Raw genomic sequence first — 19,204 nt, forward strand, 5'->3', positions numbered from 1 at the left:
AAAATCACTAAAAAGTCATAGGAGATAATGAAAATAAAAAGCAATCCAAAATAAATTGGATTGCTTTTTATCTTAATTAAAGAACCGGAGCCATTGTTTCTTTCAATACTTGAACAGAGTGGTCGAATTTTAATTCTTCATCTTCACTTAATTCAACCTCTAAAATTTCACGAACACCGCCGCGATTTAAAACAGCAGGTACCCCGATATAAACATCTTTTTGACCGTATTGACCTTCTAAGTAAGCTGATACAGTTAATACACTATTTTCGTCGTTTAAAATTGCTTTTGTAACACGTAGAAGTGACATACCGATACCATAATAAGTTGCGCCTTTACGCTCAATAATATGGTAAGCTGCATCACGGACGTTTATGAAAATTTTGTCTAAATCTTCTTGATTATACGTGTTGTCTTTTTCAAGCAGTGTTTGTAGTTTTTGGATACCAACGGAAACATGGCTCCAAACTGGAAGTTCAGTATCGCCGTGTTCTCCGATAATATAAGCGTGAATGTTGTGTGGACCAATATCGAAGTACTCACCTAACATATAGCGGAAACGAGCAGAATCAAGCGTTGTACCAGAACCGATTACACGTTCTTTCGGTAAACCAGATTCTTTCCAAGTTACATAAGTTAAAATATCTACAGGGTTTGTTGCGATTAAGAAGATGCCATCAAATCCGCTATCCATAATACTGCGAACGATTTGTTTAAAGATTTTGGCGTTTTTCTCAACTAAATCTAAACGTGTTTCGCCTGGCTTTTGTGGTAATCCAGCTGTAATAACTACAAGGTCAGCATCTTTACAATCTTCGTAGCTGCCTTTCCATACTCTAGTTGGAGCTGGGGCGAATGGAACAGCATGACTTAAATCCATTGCTTCCCCTTCAGCTTTTGCTTCATTTACATCGACTAAAACAAATTCTTCAGCTACGGCTTGGTTAATCATGCAGTAAGCATAACTACATCCAACTGCTCCTGTTCCTACTAATACAACACGGTTAATACCTTTTTTCATTTCAAAATTCCTCGCAATTTCATTGGTTTTGTTATGTAAGATAATACGTCTTACTTCTATAGAGTCATATCTAGTTTATTACATTTTATAAAAGATATTCAAGTATTTGAAAATGTATCCGTGCAAATCTGCGAACAAAACATAGGAATTCAGTGAACCGAATATAATTCAGTAAAATCCTTTGTAAAAGGGGAAATGGTATGGGGAACCCATTAACAATGGAAGAAATGCTTCATATTATTCATGCAGGGCTTGTTAAAAAGAATAACCCAAAACGGATTACGATTGCAGGTGCAGGGATTTCTGGATTAGTTGCAGGTTCTTTATTAAAAGAGGCTGGGCACGAAGTAACGATTATAGAAGCAAATAACAGAATAGGTGGCAGAGTGTATACGATTCGGGAACCATTTAGTGTGGGTTTATATTTTAATGCGGGACCGATGAGAATCCCTGACACCCATAAGTTAACCTTAGCGTATATTCATAAATTTAAACTACCTTTAAACCTTTTTATAAATAAAACTTTTGCAGATATCATTTATACGAATAACATTCAAACGAGATTGAATGTGTTTGAAAATGATCCAAGTGTACTTGAATATCCGGTTTTGGATAAAGAAAAAGGAAAAACGGCAGAAGAGCTAATGATCGAAGTATTAGAACCAATACTAAATTACATTAAGAAGGATCCTGATAAAAACTGGCTTATCGTTGAAAAAAAGTATAAAACGTATTCGCTTGGTTCATTTTTAATGGAGTATTATTCAGATGGTGCAATAGATATGATTGGGGTACTTCTTGATATGGAAGCTTATATGGGAATGTCCTTAATTGAAGTATTACGTGAAATGATTTTCTTTACTTCAACAACGAAATATTATGAAATAACTGGTGGAATGGATAAGTTATCGAATGCATTCTTACCACAATTAAGGGAACATATTTTAATGCAGTATAAGGTTGATAAAATTATACAAGAAGATAATAAAGTAATGTTACAAGGAAATCATGAACAAACGTTAGAGCAATTTACAATAACAAGTGATTTTGCTATTATTACAATTCCATTTTCAGCGTTAAGATTTGTAGAAGTTCAGCCATACTATTTATTCTCTTATTTTAAAAAAAGAGCAATTCGTGAATTAAATTATATTGCTGCAACTAAAATTGCAATAGAGTTTAAAAGTAGATTTTGGGAGAAAGCGGGACAGTGTGGAGGTAAATCTATTACTGATTTACCGATACGGTTTACATACTATCCGAGTTATGGCATTCATACTCCAGGACCAGCTATCGTTATAGCAAGTTATACGTGGGCAGATGAGGCGTTAACATGGGATAGTCTCCCGCAAAGAGATCGTATTCGTTACGCATTAAAAAATTTAGCGGAAATATACGGTGACATCGTCTATAGTGAGTTTGTCACTGGAACATCTTTTAGCTGGAGTAAAAATCCGTATTCTTGCGGTGCATTTACAGCTTTCGAACCAGGCCAAGAGCTCGAGTTATTTCCGTATATTACACCACCATCTGGAAAAGTACACTTTGCAGGAGAGCATACGACATTAACACATGGGTGGATGCAAGGGGCAATTGAGTCTGGAGTTAGAGTTGCATATGAAGTAAATGAACAGTGAATCTCTTATATTTACAAATGGTCATTCTTTTAATAAAATGATAAATATAAATCGTAATTATTACGCTTTGAATACATTTGAAGTAAAGAAATGGATGGTCGGTTGAATGAATAAAGTGGAGATTCATATATTAGGTGGTTTTTTAGGTAGTGGTAAATCAACATTATTACAAAATTTATTGTTAGCAGAGAAAAAGAAGAATAGAAAAGTTGCAGTATTAATGAATGAAATTGGTGAATACTCGGTAGATACAGATATTATTGGAAAAGAGAATGTTTTAAGAGAACTTCTTAAAGGATGTATTTGTTGTACGTTAAAAGAAGAGCTTGAAATACAATTACATTCGTTATACCAACAAGAAAGACCAGATGTAATTTATATAGAAACGACAGGTGTTGCGCATCCAATTGAAGTGTTAGACGCGTGTGTCTCGCCAATTTTAGCTCCTTTTCTGGAAGTGAAATCAATTGTAGTCGTTTTAGATGCAGTAAGGTGGTTAAACCGAAGTATATTAAGTGCAAATGTACAACAGCTATTGCATGAGCAACTTAAATTTGGTAGTCACATTCTTGTTAATAAAGCAGATTTACTAACAGATGAAGATAAGAACACAGTATTTGAAGAAGTAAAGGCAATAAATGATCATGCGAAAATGTATGAGACAAAGTATTGTAATATATCTTTAAAAGATATAGAAGAAGCAGAATTTCCAAATGATGAGGAACATGAGACACTACATGTCAAACAGCATTTACATATACAAACGATGACATATCAATTTACGAAACCGATTGATCAAGACAAATTATATGAATGGCTTTCGAATTTACCAGATAGTATTTATCGAGTGAAAGGTTTTGTGAAATTCCGTGGAGATAAATACCCTCACCTATTCCAATATTCGTTCGGAGTACCAACTTTATTAGAACAAGACTTCGGTTTCCCGACAAACTTAGTAGTAATAGGAGAAGGACTAGATAAGAAACAATTGGCTGAAGGGTTAGAGAAAGTAGAACTTAACTCTAATTAAGGGGAAAAGACTAACTTAAAAATAAGTTAGTCTTTTTGTATGGTCATTGCTGAAATGAAACAGTATTTTCAATTGGATTGCAGAATATATATTGATTGTATGTCCGTTTCCATTACATAGGAAGGTGATTATATATTTGTGCCGAATGTAGAGGGTACTACAAGAGTTTTCCATTATCTATCGAATTAGTTAGTCATGATTACGGACAGGGGATTTTGGCGTGTTTGATTCTATCAGAAAGTAAAGTATGGGGAGGATCACAATGTCGATGAAAAAACGTAAGTGGCTAAAGACAATGTTTACTGGTTGTGTTTTAGGTTCGTTATTAATAACGGCAGCTTGTTCAGGAAAGAAAACAAGTACAGAGGATGAAAAAACGATTAAGGTAGGAGTCCTTGCTTCTTTAACAGGACCGCTAGAATCGTATGGAAAACAAACAGTGAACGGATTTGAATTAGGGTTAGATTATGCAACTGGTGGAACTGGGAAAGTAGATGGGAAAAAGATTAAGTTTGTTGTAGAAGATACAGAAACGAAAGCGGATGTAGCAGTTAAAAAAGCTACGAAGTTATTAGAAGAAGAGAAAGTTGATTTTTTAGTTGGATCGTCTAGTTCAAGTGATACGTTAGCGGTTTTACCACTGGCTGAAGAATATGAAAAGATTATGGTTGTAGAACCGGCAGTTGCGGATAGTATTACCGGGAAGAACTGGAATAAATATATTTTTAGAACTGGAAGAAGTTCCTCACAAGATGCGATTGCAGGAGCAGCAGCAATTGCGAAAAAAGATGTAAAGATTGCGACATTTGCCCCAGATAACGCTTTTGGTCGTGAAGGGATTGCTGCATTTAAAGCGGGTGCGAAAAAATTAGGTGCGAACATTGTGAATGAGCAATACGCGGATACAAATTCAACAGATTTTACAGCGAATATTCAAAATATCATTAGTTCAAAACCAGATTATTTATTTATCGTTTGGGCAGGGGCAAATTCACCTTGGAAACAGTTGAAAGATATGAATGTGGAAGCGCAAGGTATTAAAATTTCTACAGGTGCGCCAGATATACCAGCATTAAAAACAATGGATGCATTAGTAGGTATGCAAGGTTTTTCTGTATATTATCACACACTTCCAAAAAATAAAGTGAATGATTGGCTAGTTGAAGAGCATAAAAAACGTTTTAATGGTGCAATGCCAGATTTGTTTACAGCAGGAGGAATGTCAGCAGCAATTTCTATTGTAGAAGCCTTAAAGAAAACAAAAGGTGATACAGATGTAGATACCTTGATTAAGAAAATGGAAGGAATGGAATTTGATACACCGAAAGGAAAGATGAAGTTTAGAGAGAAGGACCACCAAGCGATGCAGACACTGTATTCTATCACATTGAAAAAGCAAGACGGTATTGATTATCCGGTGCCAGTGTTAGAGCGAGAATTAACGATGAAAGAAACAGAACCACCAGTTCAAAATAAATAGACTGAATTTTCTGTTGTTTTTGTATAAAGAGGGGGGACCCTCTTTATACATATTTCTTTCATACTCACGGCTTTAAAGGGAGGGATTTCGTGACACATTTGCTAGAGACGAAAAATCTTAGCGTATCTTTTGGTGAACATCAAGTTATTAAAGATGTAAATTTAACTGTCCAAAAAGGAAAACTCATTTCTATTATTGGGCCAAATGGTGCGGGTAAGACAACGTTATTTAATTTACTAAGTGGACAGATTTCACCCACAACAGGTGAAGTGTATTTTAAAGGGCAAGATATTACAAAACTATCGATTTCAGATCGAACACGCTTAGGAATCGGTCGCTCTTTTCAGCTTACAAACATATTCCCAGAATTAACGGTACTTGAAAATGTCCGTTTAAGTGTTCAATCATTCGTACAAGATTACTATAGTTTTTTCCCGAGTTCAGCAAAATTAAAGCAACAAGTTGGAGAGGCGAGACGTTTCTTAAAAACAGTATTACTTCATGAAAAAGAGAACGTATTAGCGAAAGATTTGGCACATGGAGAGAAAAGGAAGCTAGAACTTGCGATGTTATTAGCTTTAAAAACGGATGTGTTATTACTTGATGAGCCGACGGCAGGTATTTCGGTTGAGGAAGTCCCTGCTATATTACAAGTGATTGAAAATATTAAGAAACATCCAGAGAGCACAATTGTACTTATCGAACACAAAATGGATATGATACTAGGTTTGTCAGATCATCTTATCGTTTTATTTCATGGAGAGTTATTGGCTGAAGGATTGCCAGAAGAAATTATGAAAGATGAGCGTGTACAAAGTGCTTATTTAGGGGGATTATATAGTGGCACTATTACAAGTGAATAATATAGAAACGTATTTAGATCAGTTTCATATTTTGCAAGGAGTATCTCTTGCTGTTGAGAAAGGGACGATTACTGTACTGTTTGGTAGAAATGGGGCAGGGAAAACAACGACATTACGTTCAGTGATGGGGTTTCACCGCATTGCAGATGGTGAAATTTATTATGATAGTGCAAAAGTGAGTGGATTACCTACACATTTAATTTCAAGGAAAGGAATAGGGTATGTACCAGAAAATCAAGGTATTTTTCATGATTTGACAGTAGAAGAAACTTTCGCTCTTGCTAGGGGAAAAGGTGAGGAAGTAGAAGGGAAAATAGAGTGGATGCTGGAACTATTTCCGGATTTAAAGCAGTTTTGGAATAAGAAAAGTGGGCTCTTGAGCGGAGGGCAAAAGCAAATGTTGGCTATTTCAAGAGCGTTTATTAATAGTGATGGATTATTACTTATTGATGAACCGAGCAAAGGGCTATCCCCGATAATGGTGGAGAAATTAATGGTAGCTATTTTGAAGATGAAAGAGAAAACAACAGTTTTACTTGTTGAGCAAAATTTTATGATGGCTAGTCAAATTGGCGATTATTTTTACATTATGGATAACGGACGAATTGTTCATAACGGTTTTATGAATGAATTAAAAAAGGATAAGGAAATGTGTCATAAATATTTAGGAATCTCTTAACATGAATCCGAGGTGAAAAGGATGGATGTGTTAATCAATTTATTTGTAAATGGGATTTCAACAGGGATGCTCATTTTTTTGTTAGCATCAGGTCTTTCACTTATTTTTGGTTTAATGAGCGTTTTAAACTTTGCACACGGTGGTTTATTTGCATGGGGAGCATTTACAGGTGTTTGGTTATTTAATATGACAGGAAGTTATATATTAGCTTTAGTTGGAGCAGTAGCCATGGGAATGTTCCTAGGATTTATTTTAGAAAGGTTTCTTATTAGGCCGGTATATGGAAATCATGTTCGACAGCTGCTCGTTACGCTTGGAGGAATGCTCGTTCTTAGTGAGTGTATTAAAATATTTTGGGGGCCAAACCCTATTAGTGCAAAATTACCGTTATGGTTACAAGGAAGTTTTACATTCGGAGGTATTATATTAATTAAATATCGTCTATTTGTTATTTTGATTGGGATAATTATTTACATTGCACTACTACTATTACTCCAAAAGACGAAGATAGGTCTTATGATCCGTGCAGGTGTAATGGATAAAGAAATGGTTCAAGCGCTTGGTATTAATGTAAAAGCGATATTTTCTTTCGTCTTTTTATTAGGGGCAGGGATGGCAGCTTTGGGAGGATTCTTATTAGCGCCGTATTCGGGCGTTATTTTCGCCGAGATGGGCATGCAGTATGCAATTTTAGCTTTTATAGTAGTAATTATCGGTGGATTAGGAAGTGTTCAAGGTTCAGCTATTGCTTCTTTAATTGTCGGATTAGCTGGTGCTTTTACAGCGTATTTTATACCAGATTTATCACTTGCAATTAATATGTTAATGTTACTATTTTTCTTAATAGTGAAGCCAACTGGACTTGTTGGTGAAAAGGGGTGAAATGGTGAACAACACATCGGACCGAATTAAAGTATACTTCGGAGTATGTATGCTCATTTGTTTAAGTGTATTTCCGTTCGTAAATGATTCACGGAGCCTGTTAATTTTGTTCACTCAAATCTTCATCTTTGCTATTTTTGCAATGAGTTTTGATGTATTGCTTGGGTATACAGGAATTGTATCGTTCGGTCATTGTATGTTCTTTGGGATAGGAGCATATGGGGTAGCGCTTTTATTTGATCGACAAGGCGTATCAATAACGAACTTTTTAATTGGAATAGTAGCTGCAATTATCGTTTCAGCAATCGTTAGTTATATAATTGGTTTGCTTTCTTTACGATTGAAAAGTCATTTTTATGCAATGTTAACACTTGCTATTTCACAGTTATTTTTTGTACTTGCTGAAAAATGGCGTGGGCTTACTCACGGAGGAGATGGTTTTACATTTGGTGTACCAGACGTATTCCGTGATCGTTTTACGTTTTATTATGTAACACTTATATGTTTACTTATCATTTTTGTTCTGTTACGTCTTTTCACCAAATCTTCTATTGGAAAAGTATTAAAGGCAATTTCCCAAAATGAGCAACGTGTTGAAGCACTAGGATATAAAGTGCTTCATTATAAAATTATTGCTAGCATTGTTGCAGGAGTAGTAGCTGCGATTAGCGGTGGTTTATTTGTTATCACATTGCGTTTTGTTAATACGACTGTATTTTCAATTGAAATGACATTAAATGCATTATTGATGACGATGATTGGTGGGGTTGGAACGTTAATTGGAGCAATTGCAGGAGCTGGAATTATTGAATCTCTAAAATATTATTTATCAGAACTAGCTACAGAGTATCCGATCTTTGAACGATGGACGATTATTCTTGGTTTATTGTACATTATCGTATTGCTAGTTTTCCCGAAAGGATTAGTTGGCACGGTTAAGGGACTGAAGAATATGAAACGGAATAAGAAGGAGAAAAGTGCAGAAGTGGAGCAAAATGTGTGAAAAATCAATTGTATAGAATATGAAAATCCCTCTTTTAGATTCATAAAGGAGGGATTTTTTATTAACCAAATAGTTCATCAGGGATTTGTTTGAAAGAGTTTTGATTTGTAAAGAAATGAACAGCTAATTTCTCAACTGGAAAATCTTCAATTGGTACCAATTTATCATTTTTAATCGGCAAAAAGGCTATCCCTTTTCCGTCCTGAATAAACTCTTCCATAAGCGAATAAGAATCTAATTGTTGAAGTTGACGCTGAGATAAATTATTTTCTTTTAGAAATTGTATCGTCTTATTTCTAAAAGGGCACTTTTTGTCATTACTAACGAAGAAGAGTTCCTTTGAATAGTCAATGATACATTTTTCTTGATCTTTTAGTAAGCCTATAGAAATTGAAGTAGTAAATACTTTTTTAAAACCTGTACCAGAATCATCCTCATAAGTGATGACCATATCAACTTTTTGTTGCTGCAGTAATTTTGGCAAATGACTACTATTTTCTACATATATTTGATAATTTATGAAATTTTCTTTAATACGCTTACTTAAATAATTAGTCAAAATCGATTGTGACGTCGCGATTATATAAGAAGACCCACTTGTTTTAATTTTATCTTTCGCTTCTTCTAATAGAGTTAATATTTGATTCGTGTAATCTAATAAAATGTCACCAGAAGGTAATAAGGAAACGCCTTTGTTATCTCTATGTAGTAAGGGTGTTTCTAATTCTTGTTCTAATTTTTTGATTCTTTCAGTTACGTTCGGTTGAACATAACCTAACTCTTTAGCAGCTTTACTAATAGAACCCTCACTGGCTACAGTTTTGAATATAATAAGATCATTTATTTCCATATATCTCAGCCCCTTATGCACTATCATTATAAATGATACCAAACATAATTTATACCTATTTTACGTTAGCTACTTATCGAGTTATCATAATGTATATAAGATTGAAAGCGAGTGATAAACATGATTGGAATGCAATATAAGGTCATTCTTCCAAAGGATTATGACATGGAAATTATTAAGAAAAGGGTAAAGGATAATGGCTATAAAACTGATGGTTTCCAAGAACTAAATTTTAAAGCTTATTTAATTACGGAAACGGAGAAAGACGGGAATTTTTATAACTGCTATGCACCTTTATATATTTGGAATGGTCATGAAGGGATGAATAAATTTATCTTTGAAGGGTATTACGATAACATTTTACAATCTTTTGGATGGCAACAAATACATATAGGTGTTCCATTAGTGGTTAATCTAAGTGATGGATTTAGGAAAAGTAGATATGTTGTTGAATATGCAGGAAGTATTTCTCAAAGTAAAACACTGATTGGGACTCAATTAAGCACTATGAATGAAGATGTACAAAACAACGAAAAGTGTTTAGGGAATGTAATCGTTTATAATCCGGATAAATGGGGATATAGTAGGTTTGAGTTTTATGAAGAGAAGCCTGATATTGTAGTGAATAAGGGTGTTACAGTATATGAGATTTTACACATTTCACGATGAAATTTTGTTGTATATTAAAAATAAGAAAAGGAATGAAAGTCTATGCCTTTTGTGAAGATTTATTATTCTGAAAACATATTAAATGAAGAAGAGTTGGAAAAAATGGGTGAATGTATCCATCTTTCATTAATTGAACATTTTAACATCCCTGAAAATGATTATTTTCAAATGTTCTTACCTTACCAACAAAACAAATTTTTATATAATCCATATTATTTGTTGGAAAGAGGAGAAAAGAGAACAGAGAATATGATTTATGTTTCTATTACATGTGGACCGGGAAGAACGGTGCAACAGAAAAAAGATTTGTATCAATCGGTTTCCCTAAAAATTACGGAACATTCCGACGTTAAAACTTCGGATATTTTTATTACACTAAATGAGACAGCTGCTGAAAACTGGTCATTTGGTCAAGGGATAGCACAAATGGTGAAAATAAAGGGAGAAAAAAATGAAAAATGAACTTATTGAAGTACATATTAAAAAGAAAATGAGAGAAATGTCACCTGCATTTGCTCATTATAGTGAAAAGATATTATTTGAGGAAGTGTGGCGGGATGCCACTTTAACATTAAGAGAAAGAAGTTTGTGTACTGTGTCAGCACTAATCAGTCTCGGTAATACAGAACAATTACAATTTCATCTGAAGCTAGCTAAACAAAATGGGGTTATGGAGAATGAATTGGTTGCATTAATAACACATATGGCTTTTTACGTTGGTTGGCCAAAAGCTATGGCAGCTTTAAATATAGTAATGAATGAAATGAAAAGTTAAGAATAATGATAAGTAAGAATTCATGTTTATATGAATTCTTACTTATCATTATTTATGCAATACTCTATCGCTATATTTATTACATTTTATCTTGCTTTTTTATCACTTGCGTAGTAAAGTGATAGTAAGATGAACGCTAGGAAGTGATGAAACATGCGTGATAATACGATAGGATCATTAATATGGTTACGTTTAATACGATTTACGAACCAAAGTAATCAAATGTCAAATGAGTTTTTAAAACGTTTTGATTTAACGACAGCTCAATTTGATGTGCTTTTGCAAATACGTACGTATCAACCACTCACACAAATGGAGTTAGCTGAAAAGGTAACTGTTACACAAGGTGGCATTTCTCGAATGTTAACTCGTCTTGAAAAAGAAGGATATATTGTACGAAAACAAGATTGGAAAACGAAAACAATTAGTCTTACAGAGCAAGGAGAAGCTGCTTTAGAGAGAGCATTGCCAGAGCAACTTGCATTTCAATCTTCGTTTTTTGATGATGTATTAAATGAAGAAGAGCAGAAAATATTATACGAGCTGATGACGAAAGTTCATAAGCATAGCGAAAAAAAAGAATTACCGCAAGAGTAATTTTTTTTACCTTATCAATTGACTAATCAAGTGATGAGGTAGGTAATACGGAGATATACTTGACTTACCAACGTTTTTAGAAGAAAAACTAATACTACATTATTAAAGGGGAGAGTAACTATGGAAAAATACCGTATAGATACAAGAAAAGGAATTGAGTTTGGGTTATATTCAATTGGCGATCATGTTTTAAATCCACATAATGGGGAGAAAATTACGCCAGAAAAAAGAATTCACGAACTAATTGAAACAGCTAAGTTAGCAGATGAGGCAGGGCTTGATGTGTTTGCTGTAGGCGAAAGTCATCAAACGCATTTTACAACGCAAGCTCATACAGTTATTTTAGGTGCGGTCGCGCAAGCTACGAAAAATATAAAAATTGCAAGTTCCGCAACGATATTAAGTACATCTGACCCAGTTCGTGTATATGAGGATTTCGCTACCATTGACTTGATTTCTAATGGTCGTGCTGAAATCGTAGCTGGTCGTGGATCTCGTATTGGAGGATATAGTTTACTTGGTTATGATGTGAATGATTATGAAGAGTTATTTGAAGAGAAGATGGATCTTTTATTAAAAATTAATAAAGAGGAACATGTAACATGGAATGGGCAGTTCAGAGCACCACTTGAGCATGCTTCAGTTATCCCTAGAGCTAAAAATAATAACCTACCAATTTGGCGTGCGGTTGGTGGACCGCCAGCTAGTGCAATTAAAGCAGGACGTGCAGGTGTGCCAATGATGATAACAACACTTGGTGGTCCAGCAATTAACTTTAAAGTGTCAGTAGATGCTTACCGCGAGGCTGCTCAGCAAAGTGGATTTGATCCAGCTAGTTTACCAGTTGCGACAACGAGTTTATTTTATACGGCAAAAAATTCACAAGATGCACTTAGTGAATATTACCCTCACATTAATGCTGGTATGCTTACACTGCGCGGTGGTGGGTATCCGAAACAGCAATTTACAAATGCAATAGATTACCGTGATGCTTTAATGGTTGGTAGCCCACAACAAATCATTGAGAAAATGCTTTACCAATATGAATTATTTGGCCAACAACGCTTTATGGCACAAATTGATTTTGGCGGTGTACCATTTGATAAAATTGAGAAAAATATTGAATTAATTGCTACTGAAATTTTACCAGCCGTTAGAAAACATACAGCAAAATAAATAAAAAACTGAGAGTCTAATCGACTTTCAGTTTTTTTTATTTATTCTGGAAAAATGACAAAAAAATGAACTTTTAGTCGAGAAGAGGGAAGTTATTTTCTATTTTTGAATAACATTATTTCGAGTTTGAATTTTGAAAATACATTTTTCTCTTGACAAAAAACAAGCATTTATCGAGGGTAGTTTCGAGGACATTTTTTCGGGTGAAAGTCAAGTGTATGAAGAGAAAAACGATTGTTTTATAGATATAAAAGTAAGAAGTATATTGAAAAAACACATTTTTCTAATGAGAAAAATCTGATTCAAAAAAATGACAAAAGACATATTTCAGACAAAATGATGTCAATAATACGTCAAAAATAACCTGAATTTACTATGCAGGTATATTATACAATTCGATTAACGAATAAAACACTACAGAAATAGTGAAAAGGTAAAAAATAGCATTACAATAGTTTGAAAAACTGAAACTTCATATTTTTCGACAATACATACAAAATGTTTTTGTCTTTTCGTATTTCTTAATAATTGAGTTTGATAAGATTGCTCAATTAACTTTTATTATAAAAACTATGAAGGAAGTGATTTTAGTATGGAAACGCTCGAATTGGCACGAATACAGTTCGCATCAACAACGATTTTCCATTACTTTTTTGTTCCGCTGTCAATTGGTTTAGCTTTTATTATTGCGATCATGCAAACGTTGTATGTGGTAAAAGGGCAAGAAGTATATAAGAAGATGGCAAAGTTTTGGACGCAATTATTCCTTATTAACTTTGCAGTAGGTGTAGTAACAGGTATTTTACAAGAATTCCAGTTTGGTATGAACTGGTCAACGTATTCACGTTTTGTAGGTGATGTATTTGGTCCATCACTTGCGATTGAAGGATTACTGGCATTTTTCATTGAGTCTACATTCCTGGGTTTATGGGTATTCGGTGAGGATAAATTACCGAAGCGAATTCACTTAATGTGTATTTGGCTCCTTTCAATTGGAACGATGTTATCAGCATTCTGGATTTTAACTGCAAGTGCATTTATGCAGTCACCTGTCGGGTATGAAATGGCAGCTGATGGTCGTGCGCAAATGAATGATTTCTTAGCCATTATTCAAAATCCACAACTATGGGTACAATTCCCGCATACAATTACAGCGGCAATTGCAACAGGTGCATTCTTTATTGCTGGTGTAAGTGCATGGAAAATTACAAAAGGACAAGAAACTGTAGTATTTAAAAAATCTTTCCGAATTTCTATCATTGTTGGAACAATTACAACGGCGCTTGTATTATTCTTCGGTCATGCACAAGCGCAACAATTAATTAAGACACATCCAATGAAGATGGCGGCAGCCGAAGCGCTATGGAATACAAGTGAGGATCCAGCACCATTTACAGTATTTTCGAAAATTGATACAGAGAAGAAAGAAAATTCGTTTGAAATTCAAATCCCTTATATGCTAAGTCTATTATCGTATGATAAGTTTAGCGGTCAAGTTGAAGGGATGAATCAAATTCAAAAACAATATGAGGAAAAATATGGACCTGGAGATTATATTCCTCCAGTGCATACAATGTTTTGGAGTTTTAGAGCGATGGTAATGAGTGGAACATTCATGCTTCTTCTAGGAGCTTACGGATGGTTCTTATCAAGAAAAGATCGTTTAGCGGAAAAAACGTGGTATTTAAAATTAATGGTGTATGCAATTTCTCTTCCATTCATCGGTAATACAGTAGGGTGGATTATGACTGAAATGGGTCGTCAACCTTGGGTTGTATTTGGTGTAATGAAAACAGAAGATGCTGTATCACCAAATGTAACATTCGGTGAAGTATTATTCTCACTTATTTCATTCACATCAATGTATTTAATTATGGGTGGAATTTGTGTGTACTTATTTGTTCGTACCATTAAGGGCCACAAGAATAAGAAAACGAAAAAGGATTATCAAAGCCATGATCCATTTGATAAGGAGGAAGAGTATGTTATCTCTTAATGAGTTATGGTTTTTAGTTATTGCAATCTTATTTGTTGGATTCTTTGTACTGGAAGGTTTCGACTTTGGGGTAGGAATGGTTTCGAGGTTTTTAGGAAAGAATGATTTTGAAAAACGAGTTTACTTAAATACAATAGGACCGTTCTGGCACGCGAATGAAGTATGGCTTGTTTGTGCTGGCGGAGCGATGTTTGCAGCATTTCCGCACTGGTATGCAACTTTATTTAGTGGTTTTTATATTCCATTTGTATTTATGCTTCTTGCTTTAATTTTAAGAGGTGTTTCTTTTAAATTTCGCGCGAAAATAGATAATCATAAATGGAAGAGTGCATGGGATTGGGGGATGTTTATTGGAAGTATGTTACCTCCTATCCTTTGGGGAGTTGCGATTGCAAACTTTATGGTAGGTGTACCTATTGATGAGAGTAAAAATGTTGTAGGTGGATTCTTGCAATTACTTCATCCATTTGCGTTACTTGGAGGAGTAATGTTTCTCCTGCTATGTATTGTTCACGGATTACAATTTCTTACGATACGTACAACTGGTAAATTGAGAGAACGTGCACGAATTGCTGCAATAAAAATTGCACCATTTTCATTAATTACACTTCTTGTTTTTGCTGGTGTGGGGTTATGGAAAACCGACATTTTCACTGCTCATGGAACAGAATGGATTATGGTGCCAATCGGAGCTTTTGTAGCACTATTAGTGTCCACTTTATTAAATAAAAGAAGAAGAGATGGTTGGGCTTTCTTTATGACGAGTTTAACAATCATTTTACTAAGTGCGAGTGTATTTATCGGTATGTTCCCACGTGTTATGATTAGCTCTTTAGGAGCAATGAATGATTTGACAATTTACAACGCAGCATCAGGAGCTTATGCATTAAAACTTATGACTTACTTTGCGATTGCTATTTTGCCTTTCGTTATCGGAAGTCAAATATGGAGTTATTATGTATTTAGACAACCTGTTAAGTCAGACAACGATTTGGAGTACTAATGAAAAGAAAAAGAGGACTTCCGTCTTATCCCGGTAGCCGTATTTTATATGTAGCGTTAACGATTATTAGTATTTTAGAAGCTTTTAGTATTATTGCGCAAACAATCTTTTTAGCACGAGCTATTACGTTTTTATTTCATGGAGAGACAGTACAAACAATATTAAGTGAAATTGTTTATTTTGGTATCGCGTTTGCAGCGCGTCACATAGTAGTTCGAACATCACAAATATTAGTGGAACGTTTTGCTGAAAAAACAGGGTCGTTACTAAGAAAACAACTAATAGAGGCATATTTCACATTAGGTCCAAGGTATGTTCAAACTGTTGGAACTGGTCATCTGGTTACCTTATCAATTGAAGGGATTGAGAAATTTAAAACATATATTGAATTAACGATTCCTAAAATGATTAGAAGTAGCATCGTTCCAGGTCTAATTGCACTATACGTTTTTACGCTAGATATTGAGTCTGGAATCATTTTAGTTGTAACGATTCCTATCGTGATCATATTTATGATTCTTCTCGGATTAGCAGCGCAAAAAATGGCAGATAGTCAGTACGAGATATATCGTGTACTTTCGAACCATTTTGTAGATACGTTAAAAGGTTTAGAAACATTAAAGTATTTAGGGAAAAGTGAACAGCACGAAGGAAAGATTGAAAAAGTAAGTAAAAGGTATAGAAAAGCAACGATGCGTACTTTGCGAGTTGCTTTTCTTTCTTCTTTTGCATTAGATTTCTTTACGAGTTTATCAATCGCGTTTGTGGCAGTTGGATTAGGGATACGTTTAATAGATGGAACGATTATACTATTACCAGCCCTTACAATTTTGATTTTAGCTCCGGAATATTTTCTGCCGATTAAACAAGTGGGAGCAAATTATCATGCGACATTAGATGGACAAATTGCGATGGAGCAAATAGAAGAGATTTTGCAACAACAAAAAGGAATACAAAAGAAAGATTTAAACGAAGACATAGTATGGAATGCCTCTAGTAGCTTGAAATTACAAGATATCAAAGTTAATAATACTGAATCTGAAAAGGCTATATTAGAAAGGATTAATTTTACTTGGGAAGGTAACGGTGCTATTGGTGTTATTGGTGAAAGTGGTGCAGGCAAATCGACGTTAATCGACGTATTAGCAGGTTTTTTATCTCCTTCGAGTGGAAAGATGTTAGTAAATGGTCTAGAAGTTGATGGATCTACTCGTGAAGATTGGCAAAAAAATATCGCTTATATTCCGCAGCAACCTTATATTTTTCCGCTTTCATTAAAGGATAACATTCGTTTTTATGAAACAAATGCAACAGATGAAGAAGTTGAAAGAGTTATTAATGAAGTCGGCCTTCGTTCACTCGTTACATCACTTCCAAATGGGATGCACGAAAGAATTGGGGAAGGTGGACGTATGCTAAGTGGCGGACAAGAACAGCGTGTTGCTATGGCGCGTGCGCTTTTAAGTAAAAAACCAATCATTTTATTAGATGAGCCTACGGCACATCTTGATATTGAAACCGAATTTGAAATAAAGCAAGCGATGTTACGTCTATTTAATGGAAAGTTAGTATTTTTAGCAACCCACCGTCTACATTGGATGAAACAAATGGACCATATTCTTATTTTAAATAAAGGGGAAATGAAAGAAAGTGGGACGTATGAAGAACTTTTAGAGAATGAGACATTACATTTTCATAGGGAAGAGAGGGGAGAGAAATGAGTAACTGGGTTAAACCTTATATAAAACAAAATAAAGGTAGAATGACTTTAACTATTTTCCTTGGTCTTCTTGGAGTTAGTTCAGGAGCGATGTTACTTTTTATTTCAGGTTATTTGATCTCAAAATCTGCCCTTAGACCAGAAAATGTAATGGCTGTATATGTTCCTATTGTTGCAACAAGAGCGTTTAGTATAGGGCAAGCTGTATTTCATTATATAGAGCGCTTAGTTGGACATGATGTCGTACTACGTATATTAGAAAAAATGAGAACGAGGCTATATAGAATAGTAGAACCACAGGCGTTATTTTTCCGTTCTCGATTTCAAACGGGTGATATGTTAGGAGTGTTATCCGAAGATATAGAGCATTTGCAAAACCTATATTTACGTACAATATTTCCTAGCATATTAGCGCTAGTTGTTTATAGTATCTTCGTACTTGTTATCGGTGCATTTGATTTTGTTTTTGCACTTATTGTAGGTTGTATGTTAGCTATTATCGTTTTTCTTCTTCCGTTTGTATCATTACTTTTGATGAAGAAACATCATGTTACTTTAAAGCAAGGAAGAAACCGTTTGTATCAACAACTGACAGATGCTGTTTTTGGATTATCTGATTGGCAAGCAAGTGGTCGTAAAGATGAATTTATTAATGAGTATGTAAAACAAAATGATCAGTTGTTAAAAATCGAAAAGAGAGTGAAACGCTGGTATCATATTCGGGACAGTATCATTCAATTAGTAGTAGGTATTGTAGTTATTTCGATGATCATATGGACTGGTAATGAAGCGGCAAGTGAACAAATTGCTCCTACAGTTATCGCAGCTTTCGTATTAATGACTTTATCTGTAACGAACGCGCTTATTCCTATTGCAGATGCCATCGATCGAATACCGTCGTATGTAGAATCTACCCATCGTCTTAATGGCGTAGAAAGTGATAGTGTTTTACATGATGAAACGGATTTGCATGGAGAGAAAGATTATATTGAACCAAAACATGTAGATATTGAACTGAATCACGTATCGTATAGTTATCCAGATAGTAATGAGATTGTATTAAAAGATGTATCATTACAAATAAAAGCAGGGAAGAAAATTGCTGTTTTAGGGAGAAGTGGCACAGGGAAATCTACTTTACTAAAATTGTTAACAGGGGCGTTAAGCCCAGTAAATGGCCAAGTTGTATTGAATGGTGAACGAGCTCATACGAATCTTTTATCTAAATATATTTCTGTATTAAATCAAAAGCCGCATTTGTTTGATACGACAATTGGAAATAATGTACGAATTGGCAAACCAGAGGCGACGGATGAAGAGATATGGAAAGCTTTAGAGAAAGCACAACTAGCTTCACATGTTACTTCTCTTCCAGACGGATTACAAACAAAAATGCATGAAATGGGAAAGCGGTTTTCTGGTGGGGAAAGACAAAGAGTTGCTTTTGCTAGAACTCTTATGCAAGAAACACCAATTATTGTACTTGATGAACCGACTATCGGTTTAGATCCAAAAACAGAATTGTCTTTAATTGAAACAATGTTTTCTGCAACGGAAGAAAAGACGGTTATTTGGATTACGCACCATCTTGTAGGAATAGAACATGTAGACGAAGTTATATTCCTTGATCGTGGCCAAATTGTCATGCAAGGTAGTCATAAACAACTTCTGAAAGAAAATGAAAAGTATCGTAAACTTTATGAGTTAGATAAAGGAATATGATTTGAATAAGCAATAATTGTAAAAATAGCTACGCCTAATGGTGGAGCTATTTTTTTGTTAGATTGAAGGTGTATATGATTGTTACGAATTAAAAATGAATT

General features: G+C 34.6%; 18 protein-coding genes. 16 read left to right on the forward strand and 2 right to left on the reverse strand.

Annotated features, from left to right (window positions below; translation table 11 throughout):
- Positions 1 to 76: 76 nt before the first annotated feature.
- Entirely contained in the window at positions 77 to 1,021 is a 945-nt protein-coding gene (locus MHH27_RS09805) for an L-lactate dehydrogenase (protein ID WP_000715321.1), read from the reverse strand.
- 200 nt (positions 1,022 to 1,221) lie between these two features.
- On the opposite strand from MHH27_RS09805, the gene MHH27_RS09810 reads away from it, so the two are divergent.
- The 7 genes from MHH27_RS09810 to MHH27_RS09840 all read left to right on the forward strand — a co-directional run bounded on the left by MHH27_RS09810 (position 1,222) and on the right by MHH27_RS09840 (position 8,595).
- Positions 1,222 to 2,658 carry a flavin monoamine oxidase family protein gene (locus MHH27_RS09810; RefSeq protein WP_000528024.1) on the forward strand — a complete coding sequence of 479 codons (1,437 nt, stop codon included), beginning with the start codon at positions 1,222 to 1,224 and terminating at the stop codon, positions 2,656 to 2,658.
- A 106-nt stretch (positions 2,659 to 2,764) separates the two neighbouring features.
- Positions 2,765 to 3,688 carry a CobW family GTP-binding protein gene (locus MHH27_RS09815; protein WP_001044941.1) on the forward strand — a complete coding sequence of 308 codons (924 nt, stop codon included), beginning with the start codon at positions 2,765 to 2,767 and terminating at the stop codon, positions 3,686 to 3,688.
- Between the two features lie 262 nt (positions 3,689 to 3,950).
- Entirely contained in the window at positions 3,951 to 5,168 is a 1,218-nt protein-coding gene (locus MHH27_RS09820) for a substrate-binding domain-containing protein (protein WP_340942372.1), read from the forward strand.
- Positions 5,169 to 5,257: 89 nt separating this feature from the next.
- Positions 5,258 to 6,031: an ABC transporter ATP-binding protein gene (locus tag MHH27_RS09825; protein WP_000149338.1), complete on the forward strand. Its 774-nt coding sequence runs from the start codon at positions 5,258 to 5,260 to the stop codon at positions 6,029 to 6,031.
- Positions 6,009 to 6,710 carry an ABC transporter ATP-binding protein gene (locus MHH27_RS09830; protein WP_001196696.1) on the forward strand — a complete coding sequence of 234 codons (702 nt, stop codon included), beginning with the start codon at positions 6,009 to 6,011 and terminating at the stop codon, positions 6,708 to 6,710. The genes MHH27_RS09825 and MHH27_RS09830 overlap by 23 nt, the downstream gene beginning before the upstream one ends.
- 21 nt (positions 6,711 to 6,731) lie before the next feature.
- On the forward strand, positions 6,732 to 7,592 hold the full coding sequence (locus tag MHH27_RS09835) for a branched-chain amino acid ABC transporter permease (RefSeq protein ID WP_090976216.1): 861 nt from the start codon (positions 6,732 to 6,734) through the stop codon (positions 7,590 to 7,592).
- Between the two features lie 49 nt (positions 7,593 to 7,641).
- Complete coding sequence (locus tag MHH27_RS09840) at positions 7,642 to 8,595, forward strand: branched-chain amino acid ABC transporter permease (protein WP_002040965.1); 954 nt, start codon at positions 7,642 to 7,644, stop codon at positions 8,593 to 8,595.
- 61 nt (positions 8,596 to 8,656) lie between these two features.
- Here MHH27_RS09840 and MHH27_RS09845 read toward each other — a convergent pair whose 3' ends face one another.
- Positions 8,657 to 9,445, reverse strand: coding sequence for a LysR family transcriptional regulator (locus MHH27_RS09845; protein WP_090976220.1), 789 nt, complete (start codon positions 9,443 to 9,445; stop codon positions 8,657 to 8,659).
- A gap of 120 nt (positions 9,446 to 9,565) precedes the next feature.
- Here MHH27_RS09845 and MHH27_RS09850 point away from each other — a divergent pair, with 120 nt between their 5' ends.
- The 9 genes from MHH27_RS09850 to cydC all read left to right on the forward strand — a co-directional run bounded on the left by MHH27_RS09850 (position 9,566) and on the right by cydC (position 19,103).
- Positions 9,566 to 10,114, forward strand: a complete 549-nt coding sequence (locus MHH27_RS09850) for a DUF4865 family protein (RefSeq protein WP_340942375.1) — start codon at positions 9,566 to 9,568, stop codon at positions 10,112 to 10,114.
- 42 nt (positions 10,115 to 10,156) lie between these two features.
- Entirely contained in the window at positions 10,157 to 10,576 is a 420-nt protein-coding gene (locus MHH27_RS09855; RefSeq protein ID WP_090976222.1) for a tautomerase family protein, read from the forward strand.
- Positions 10,566 to 10,889: a carboxymuconolactone decarboxylase family protein gene (locus MHH27_RS09860; RefSeq protein ID WP_000787201.1), complete on the forward strand. Its 324-nt coding sequence runs from the start codon at positions 10,566 to 10,568 to the stop codon at positions 10,887 to 10,889. Before MHH27_RS09855 ends, MHH27_RS09860 begins: the two co-directional genes overlap by 11 nt.
- Positions 10,890 to 11,042: 153 nt before the next feature.
- On the forward strand, positions 11,043 to 11,486 hold the full coding sequence (locus MHH27_RS09865) for a MarR family winged helix-turn-helix transcriptional regulator (RefSeq protein WP_001205523.1): 444 nt from the start codon (positions 11,043 to 11,045) through the stop codon (positions 11,484 to 11,486).
- Positions 11,487 to 11,606: 120 nt separating this feature from the next.
- Entirely contained in the window at positions 11,607 to 12,662 is a 1,056-nt protein-coding gene (locus MHH27_RS09870) for an LLM class flavin-dependent oxidoreductase (protein ID WP_079519245.1), read from the forward strand.
- 592 nt (positions 12,663 to 13,254) lie between these two features.
- Positions 13,255 to 14,658: a cytochrome ubiquinol oxidase subunit I gene (gene cydA, locus MHH27_RS09875; protein WP_000448869.1), complete on the forward strand. Its 1,404-nt coding sequence runs from the start codon at positions 13,255 to 13,257 to the stop codon at positions 14,656 to 14,658.
- Complete coding sequence (gene cydB, locus MHH27_RS09880) at positions 14,645 to 15,661, forward strand: cytochrome d ubiquinol oxidase subunit II (RefSeq protein ID WP_000950083.1); 1,017 nt, start codon at positions 14,645 to 14,647, stop codon at positions 15,659 to 15,661. Before cydA ends, cydB begins: the two co-directional genes overlap by 14 nt.
- On the forward strand, positions 15,661 to 17,382 hold the full coding sequence (cydD, locus tag MHH27_RS09885) for a thiol reductant ABC exporter subunit CydD (protein ID WP_065228659.1): 1,722 nt from the start codon (positions 15,661 to 15,663) through the stop codon (positions 17,380 to 17,382). The genes cydB and cydD overlap by 1 nt, the downstream gene beginning before the upstream one ends.
- Complete coding sequence (gene cydC, locus MHH27_RS09890; RefSeq protein ID WP_065228660.1) at positions 17,379 to 19,103, forward strand: thiol reductant ABC exporter subunit CydC; 1,725 nt, start codon at positions 17,379 to 17,381, stop codon at positions 19,101 to 19,103. The genes cydD and cydC overlap by 4 nt, the downstream gene beginning before the upstream one ends.
- The last annotated feature ends 101 nt before the right edge of the window (positions 19,104 to 19,204 follow it).

Source organism: Bacillus sp. FSL L8-0152, from assembly GCF_038006365.1.
Lineage (GTDB): Bacteria > Bacillota > Bacilli > Bacillales > Bacillaceae_G > Bacillus_A > Bacillus_A cereus.

Coding starts and splice junctions, on each gene's coding strand:
- MHH27_RS09845 (WP_090976220.1), bottom strand. CDS start 9,445: ATGGAAATAAATGATCTTATTATATTCAAAACTGTAGCCAGTGAGGGT.
- MHH27_RS09860 (WP_000787201.1), top strand. CDS start 10,566: ATGAAAAATGAACTTATTGAAGTACATATTAAAAAGAAAATGAGAGAA.
- MHH27_RS09865 (WP_001205523.1), top strand. CDS start 11,043: ATGCGTGATAATACGATAGGATCATTAATATGGTTACGTTTAATACGA.
- MHH27_RS09870 (WP_079519245.1), top strand. CDS start 11,607: ATGGAAAAATACCGTATAGATACAAGAAAAGGAATTGAGTTTGGGTTA.
- MHH27_RS09840 (WP_002040965.1), top strand. CDS start 7,642: ATGCTCATTTGTTTAAGTGTATTTCCGTTCGTAAATGATTCACGGAGC.
- cydC (WP_065228660.1), top strand. CDS start 17,379: ATGAGTAACTGGGTTAAACCTTATATAAAACAAAATAAAGGTAGAATG.
- cydA (WP_000448869.1), top strand. CDS start 13,255: ATGGAAACGCTCGAATTGGCACGAATACAGTTCGCATCAACAACGATT.
- MHH27_RS09815 (WP_001044941.1), top strand. CDS start 2,765: ATGAATAAAGTGGAGATTCATATATTAGGTGGTTTTTTAGGTAGTGGT.
- cydD (WP_065228659.1), top strand. CDS start 15,661: ATGAAAAGAAAAAGAGGACTTCCGTCTTATCCCGGTAGCCGTATTTTA.
- MHH27_RS09850 (WP_340942375.1), top strand. CDS start 9,566: ATGATTGGAATGCAATATAAGGTCATTCTTCCAAAGGATTATGACATG.
- cydB (WP_000950083.1), top strand. CDS start 14,645: ATGTTATCTCTTAATGAGTTATGGTTTTTAGTTATTGCAATCTTATTT.
- MHH27_RS09805 (WP_000715321.1), bottom strand. CDS start 1,021: ATGAAAAAAGGTATTAACCGTGTTGTATTAGTAGGAACAGGAGCAGTT.
- MHH27_RS09820 (WP_340942372.1), top strand. CDS start 3,951: ATGTCGATGAAAAAACGTAAGTGGCTAAAGACAATGTTTACTGGTTGT.
- MHH27_RS09855 (WP_090976222.1), top strand. CDS start 10,157: ATGCCTTTTGTGAAGATTTATTATTCTGAAAACATATTAAATGAAGAA.
- MHH27_RS09835 (WP_090976216.1), top strand. CDS start 6,732: ATGGATGTGTTAATCAATTTATTTGTAAATGGGATTTCAACAGGGATG.
- MHH27_RS09810 (WP_000528024.1), top strand. CDS start 1,222: ATGGGGAACCCATTAACAATGGAAGAAATGCTTCATATTATTCATGCA.